The organism is Hymenobacter cyanobacteriorum (assembly GCF_022631375.1).
In the GTDB taxonomy this organism is placed as follows: Bacteria; Bacteroidota; Bacteroidia; order Cytophagales; family Hymenobacteraceae; genus Hymenobacter; species Hymenobacter cyanobacteriorum.
This window is the reverse complement of record NZ_JALBGC010000007.1, coordinates 268,657-275,177: the sequence shown is the minus strand read 5'-3', so window position 1 is coordinate 275,177 and position 6,521 is coordinate 268,657. Positions and strand designations below refer to the sequence as shown.

Genomic DNA, 6,521 nt, shown 5'->3' with positions numbered 1-6,521 from the left:
AACAGGGCACGCTTTCTTTTGAGCAACGTCGAGGCCGCAGCTTCGCGTTTAGTTAAACGTGGTGACCCTGCTTCCTGCTCCGGCTACCTTTCGCAGAAAGGCATGACAATCATACGAGTTAAACGGCTGGCATCGGAAGGCGTTGCCGAACTATAGCTGTTAAGCAAGTTTGTTGCTTTCGGCGTCAGGCTATCAGCCGCCAGCCGTGGCAGTAGATGTTGAAACGCTCGTTGCGCACGAAGCCCAGCACCGTCATCCCAAAGCTCTCGGCGGCCTGAATGGCCAGGCTGCTGGGCGCGCCCACGGCCGCCAGCACGCCAATGCCCGCCGCCGCCGCCTTCTGCACCAGTTCGAAGCTGACGCGGCCACTCACCAGCAGCACGTGCTGGTGTAGCGGCAGCCAGCCGGCCAGCAGCGCCGCGCCAATCACCTTGTCCAGCGCATTGTGGCGGCCTACGTCTTCGCGCAGCAGCAGCAATTCGCCCTCAGGCGAAAATAGCGCCGAGGCGTGCTGCCCGCCGGTTTGCTCGAAGCCGGCCTGGGCGGCGCGCAACTTCTCCGGCAGCTGGTGCACCGTGGCGGCGCTGAGGTGCGGGCCGGCTGCGGACAGCACGGGGCAGGAGGCGGTGCGCACGGCATCGATGCTGGTTTTGCCGCACACGCCGCAGCTGGAACTGGTGTAGAAATGTCGTTCCATGGCTTGGAAATCGACTTTGACGTGGGCAGCCAGCTCGGCGCGGACGACGTTGCCAGCTTCTTCTTCCTTCTGCACATCGGGGCAAGGGATGATGCCCAGCAGGTCGGCCTTATTGTGAATAATGCCCTCCGTAAGCAGGAAGCCGGCGGCCAGTTCCTCGTCGTGGCCGGGTGTGCGCATCGTTACGGAAAGCGTGCGGTGCTCCCGCGCGCCAGCTACCTCGTAGCCGATGCGGATTTCGAGCGGCTCCTCGGCGGCGAGCTGGTCGGAGGCGGGCACGGGTGGGCCGGCGCCGCTCACCTTTTGGATGGTGGCGAAGGTATAGCTGGCGGCGGGGAGCAGGATGGCGGGGTTCATAAGCAGGATGGCGGGCGAGGGCAGTAGAACGTCATGCAGCGCGCAGCGAAGCATCTTGCCCGCAGACAGTAAACCAATCGTTAAACCAAAAGGATTAGTGGCGGCGGGCAAGATGCTTCGCTGCGCGCTGCATGACGTTCTTTTTCGCGTGCCGTTCTTGTGGCCTAATCCTTCCTCACCGCTGCCTATGAAAATCCAACGCCTCACCCGCAACCTCACCTTTTGGGTGCTGCTGGCCATTGTGGCCGGGGCGCTGCTGGGCCATTTCCGGCCAGCCCTGGCCGTGCAGATGGAGCCACTAGGCAAGCGCTTCATCGACGTGGTGAAGCTATTCATCAACCCGATTATCTTCCTCACCATCACGCTTGGCATCAGCACGATGGGCGACTTGAAGAAGGTGGGGCGCATCGGGGGCAAGGCGCTGCTGTACTTTGAGATTGTGACCACGCTGGCGCTGCTGATTGGCGTGGGCGTGGCGGCGCTGGTGCGGCCGGGCGACGGCGTGAGCACCGGCCGGCTCGATACCGGGAAGGTGGGCGAGTTCACGAAACGGGCCACGGAGTTCTCGTGGGGCCACTTCCTGGCCGATAACCTGACCTTGCAGGTGCTGCTGGTGGCCATTGTACTGGGCATCGGGCTTAGCAAGTACGCCGGCCGCAAGCCCGTCATTCATTTCCTGAAGGCGTGCTCGAAATACGTGTTCCGGGGGTTGCACCTGGTGATGCTGCTCGCGCCCATCGGAGCGTTTGGGGGCATGGCCTTCACCATTGGCAAGTATGGCATTGCCACGTTGCTGCCGCTGGGCAAGCTGATGGTGACCGTGTACCTCACGATGGGCTTGTTCGTGTTTCTGGTGCTCGGGGTCATTCTGCGGTACTGCCGCATCGGCATGTGGTCGTTTCTGAAGTACATCAAGGCCGAGCTGCTGATTGTGCTGGGCACGTCCTCGTCCGAAGCCGGTCTGCCGGGCCTGATGGAGAAGCTGGAGGGCATGGGCTGCGCCCAGCCGGTAGTAGGGCTGGTGGTGCCCACGGGCTACTCCTTCAACCTCGACGGCACCACGATTTACCTCTCGCTTTCCACCCTGTTTCTGGCCCAGGTGTTCCACATCGAGCTTTCGGGCGCGCAGATTCTGACCATGATGGGCATTCTCATGGTGACCTCGAAGGGCGCGGCGGGCGTGGCGGGCAGCGGCTTTGTGGTGCTGGCCAGCACGCTCACGGCCATGAAGGTGATTCCGGTAGAGGGTCTGGCCCTGTTGCTGGGCGTGGACCGGTTTATGTCGGAGGCCCGTAGCATCACCAACTTCATAGGCAACGGGGTGGCCACCATTTTCCTGGCCCACACCGAAGACGCCCTCGACCACGAAATGGCCGTAGAAGCGCTGGGCAAGCGGCTGCGCCCGTTGCGCTTCCGGCGCGGTCTCACCAGCGGCGAGTATCTGGGCGAAGTAGCCGAGAAAGCGGCTGAGTAGCTTGTAGCGTGGTCGTATCCGAAGGAACTCTGGAGCTCTGCGAGTCCGCGTTCCGTCGGTTCCGTTTTGTTGGTTTCGCCCAGTTTAAGCGCGGACTCGCAGAGTCCACGCTACAGTCCGAACTTTGCCACTATGCAGCCTACGCTTCCGCCGCCCGCCCCCGCCCGCCCACCCATCCGTTTCGACCGCAACGAGGTGGCCGGCGCGTTTGGCGACCTCGGCACCGACCTGCCGCTGCTCATCGGCGTCATCGCCGCCTCGGGCATCGACAGCGCCTCGGTGCTCATCCTGTTCGGGCTGATGCAGGTGTTCACCGGGCTGTGGTACCGCATGCCCATGCCGGTGCAGCCGCTCAAGGCCTTCGCGGCGCTGGTGATTGCTCAGAAAATCCCGGGGCGAATCATTTTTGGCGGGGGGCTGGCCATTGGGGTCAGCATGTTTTTCCTGTCGATAACCGGGCTCATTGATGGGCTGGCGAGGCTGGTGCCCAAGGCGGTGGTGCGCGGCATTCAGTTCGGGCTGGCCTTGCAGCTGGCTACGCTGGCCCTCACCAAGTACGTGGGCTCGGATGGAGCGGCGGGCTACGCGCTGGCGGCAGCGGCATTCGTGGTCACGGTGGTGCTGTTTGGCAACCGGCGCTGGCCGGCGGCGCTCATCGTCATTGCCCTGGGTGTGGCGTACGCACTGGTTTTCAAACTCGATTTGGCCACGGCCCAGAAGGCCGTGGGCCTACATCTGCCCTCCTGGCACCTGCCGCAATCAGCCGATATTCTGACCGGCGCAGTGCTGCTGGCGCTGCCCCAGATTCCGCTGTCGCTGGGCAACTCAATCCTGGCCACCAAGCAGGTAGCGCACGATTTATTCCCCGAGCGGGAGCCGCTGACCATCAAAAAAATCAGCTTCACTTATGCGCTAATGAACCTGGCGAACCCATTTTTCGGCGGGTTTCCGGTGTGCCACGGTTCGGGCGGCATGGTGGGGCACTATGCGTTTGGGGCGCGCACGGGCGGCTCGGTGGTCATTTACGGCAGCATTTTCCTGGTGATGGGGCTGTTCTTCAGCCAGGGCTTCGCCGATGTAGTGCAGATATTCCCGCTGCCGGTGCTGGGGGTGCTGCTACTGTTCGAGGCGCTGTCATTGGCTACGCTGCTGCGCGACGTGAGTGGCAGCCGCGCCGATTTATTGGTGGCGCTGCTGGTGGGGCTGCTCTGCGCCGGGCTGCCGTATGGCTACCTGGTGGGGTTGATTGTAGGCACGGCCATCTACTACGCCATGCAGCGCGGCTGGGTGGGGCTGGGGAAGTTTTAGTTGCTCGTTAGTAGTTGTCAGTTGTTAGGCTGAGCACATCCGAACTGTTACTAACAACTGATAACGAACAACTAACAACTAAAAACCGACAGCTAAGCCAGAATGCGGACGGGCTGCTTGTGCTCATCCACGGCCACGAAGGTGAACAGGCCGGTTACGGCCTTGTGGCGGTCTTCCGAGTACATCTGCTCCACGAATAACTCGACGCGCACTTTGAGGCTGGTGCGGCCTACGTGCTCGATGTTGGCCACCAGCTCCACCAGCGAGCCACCGGGGATGGGGTGCGTGAAATCGACCCGCTCGGAAGACACGGTCACCATTTTCAGGCGCGAAAAGCGGGTGGCCGCGATGAAGGCTACCTCGTCCATGAGCAGCAGCGTGGTGCCGCCGAACAGGGTGTCGTAGTGGTTGGTGGTGTTGGGGAATACGGCTTTGAAGATGCGAGTTTCGGCGCGGGCAATGCGGTCGGCAAGGAGCATGAGCAACGGGGATAAGAGGTGGATAAACGGCCTCCATTTGCATTCAGCCCCCGTTCTCATTAAGCCAACCACCGGCCGCACCACACCCCGGCCGCGCCTTGAGCGCAGCGGCACGGCACCGCCGATGCCAGCCCCAAAGCGCGAGGGCAGCATCACTCGGCGGCCGGCAGGTCTCCTGACTTGTTTCGGGCCGGCCCCGCCCTTCTCAGCCCGTTTTCCGCGGGCCAATGGGCTTGCAATGGGGCCACCGGCTCCAGCCCAATCGGGCTGGGAAACTCACAGTAGCGCGTCTGTTCGGGAGTTGCACCCGATTCCCTTTTAATCTTTACCCCAGCCGAAGCCCGGGTGAAAAACCGTCCGCTGATTGAAGGAAATCAAACCGAGAACCAACGCGGCGAAGGTACGGCGCGGCGGGGCGGGTTTGGCGGCTGAAGGAGGAAAAAGGAACGTCATGCAGAGCGCAGCGAAGCATCTTTACCGCTCAACGCATTCATTTTCTACTGCGTTAAAGATGCTTCGCTACGCTCTGCATGACGGGCAACTGGCGCTGCATCTATCCCCTACTCTACCGCCACGGGCACGGCTTCATTGGCCTTGCGCAGCGGCAGCTCCGGCACCAGCAGCGTGAGCAGCAGGCCGCTTACCACTAACAGGATATCGACCATATACACCCGCCGGATGGCCATGGCGAAGGCCGCCCGCACCACCGGGTCGGCCGCGCCGGCCGTGGTGGCGGGCACGGCCGGGCCTTCCGCTACCACGGCCGAGCGGGCGGCAACGGGCGCTTGCGCAGCGGCCGGCAGCTCGTGCGCCAGCGTGAAGGTGAGCACCGCGCCCAAGGCTGAGGCCGCCAGCGCCCCGCCAATCTGCCGAAAAAACTGGCTGGCTGAGGTGGCCTGGCCCATGAGGGCGGGCTCGGTGGCATTTTGCACAGCCAGGGTGTAGAGCGGCATCGTGGGCCCTAGTCCCAGGCCGCAAATGGCCAGGTAAATAAGCACTTGGTGGTATTGCACCGTGGGCGGCATGGTGGCCAGCAGGCTCAGGCCAACGAGTAGCAACACCAGCCCGCCCAGCATCCAGCGCTTGTAGTGGCCGAAGCGCGACACCATCTGGCCGGCCAGCATCGAGCCCGTGACCACGCCCAGCGACAGCGGCATCAGGCTGGCCCCGGCCCGCGTGGCCGACTCGCCCAGCACGTTCACCATAAACAGCGGCTCGAAAATGATAACCCCCAGAAATGCCCCGCCCATGCAGAACAGCGCCGCATTGGCCGTGCGGAACACCGGGTTTTTGAACAAACCGAAGTTGAGAATGGGGTTCTCGTGCCGCAGGCTGCGCACCACAAACAGCGCCAGCGCCACCACCGCTCCGGCCAGCAGCCCCAGCGTGAGCGCGCCCGACCACGGATACAGCGCCCGGTTGAGCTGCAAGGCTACCACCAGCGGCCCCAGCCCGGTCATCAGCAGCGCGGCCGAAATAAAGTCGAACGGCTTGGGTTCGGTGCGCGGGCGCAGCGGCGGCATCTGGGCGATGATGAACCAGAGGGCCAGCAGGCCCAGCGGCAGGTTCACGTAGAACACCAGCCGCCAGCCCGCCACGCCGGGAATCAGGTCGGTGCCTTTATCGGTGAGAAAGCCGCCCAGCAGCGGCCCCAGCACCGACGATGTGCCAAACACCGCCCCCGTGAAGCCCTGGTAGCGCCCCCGCTCGGCGGGCGCAAACAGGTCGGCAATGATGATGAAGGCCATCGCAAACAGCCCCGCCCCGCCAAAGCCCTGGATAGCCCGGAACACCACCAATTGCGTCATGCCATCGCCCAGCACGGGCAGTGTGCCAAACTCGCCCGCCAGCCCGCACAGCCCCGAGCCCACCAGAAAAATACTCACCGCCACAATCTCAATGGTGCGCCGCGAGTACATGTCGGCCAGCTTGCCGTAGATGGGCACCAGCGCCGTGCTGGCCACCAAATAGGCCGTCGCCACCCACGTAAAGCGGTCGAGCCCGTCGAGGTCGGCCACAATGCGGGGCAGGGCCGTGCTTACAATGGTCTGGTCGAGGGCCCCCAGAAACATGGCCAGCAGGATGCCGGCAAAGGTGAGCATCTTCTGGCGGTGGGTGAGGGTTTCGGTCAAGGGAGGGAGATTTGAACATTCGTTGAACGTCATGCAGAGCGCAGCGAAGCATCTTGACCGCCACTACTACTCTT

Annotated in this window: 5 protein-coding genes and 1 riboswitch; of the genes, 2 read left to right on the top strand and 3 right to left on the bottom strand. The window is 63.3% G+C overall.

The features are described from left to right. Positions 1–184: 184 nt before the first annotated feature. A complete protein-coding gene (gene fdhD / locus MON38_RS22145; protein WP_241938340.1) occupies positions 185–1,054 on the bottom strand; it encodes a formate dehydrogenase accessory sulfurtransferase FdhD in 870 nt (289 codons plus the stop codon). Between the two features lie 187 nt (positions 1,055–1,241). On the opposite strand from fdhD, the gene MON38_RS22140 reads away from it, so the two are divergent. Then, positions 1,242–2,528 carry a cation:dicarboxylate symporter family transporter gene (locus tag MON38_RS22140; protein ID WP_241938339.1) on the top strand — a complete coding sequence of 429 codons (1,287 nt, stop codon included), beginning with the start codon at positions 1,242–1,244 and terminating at the stop codon, positions 2,526–2,528. A gap of 132 nt (positions 2,529–2,660) precedes the next feature. Further along, a complete protein-coding gene (locus tag MON38_RS22135; protein ID WP_241938338.1) occupies positions 2,661–3,836 on the top strand; it encodes a putative sulfate/molybdate transporter in 1,176 nt (391 codons plus the stop codon). 92 nt (positions 3,837–3,928) lie between these two features. On the opposite strand, the gene MON38_RS22130 is transcribed toward MON38_RS22135, so the two are convergent. Both MON38_RS22130 and MON38_RS22125 read right to left on the bottom strand, forming a co-directional pair. Beyond that, on the bottom strand, positions 3,929–4,315 hold the full coding sequence (locus tag MON38_RS22130; RefSeq protein WP_241938337.1) for an acyl-CoA thioesterase: 387 nt from the start codon (positions 4,313–4,315) through the stop codon (positions 3,929–3,931). 148 nt (positions 4,316–4,463) lie between these two features. Beyond that, positions 4,464–4,688: riboswitch (cobalamin riboswitch) on the bottom strand. A 187-nt stretch (positions 4,689–4,875) separates the two neighbouring features. Beyond that, entirely contained in the window at positions 4,876–6,447 is a 1,572-nt protein-coding gene (locus MON38_RS22125; protein ID WP_241938336.1) for an MDR family MFS transporter, read from the bottom strand. Between the last annotated feature and the right edge of the window lie 74 nt (positions 6,448–6,521).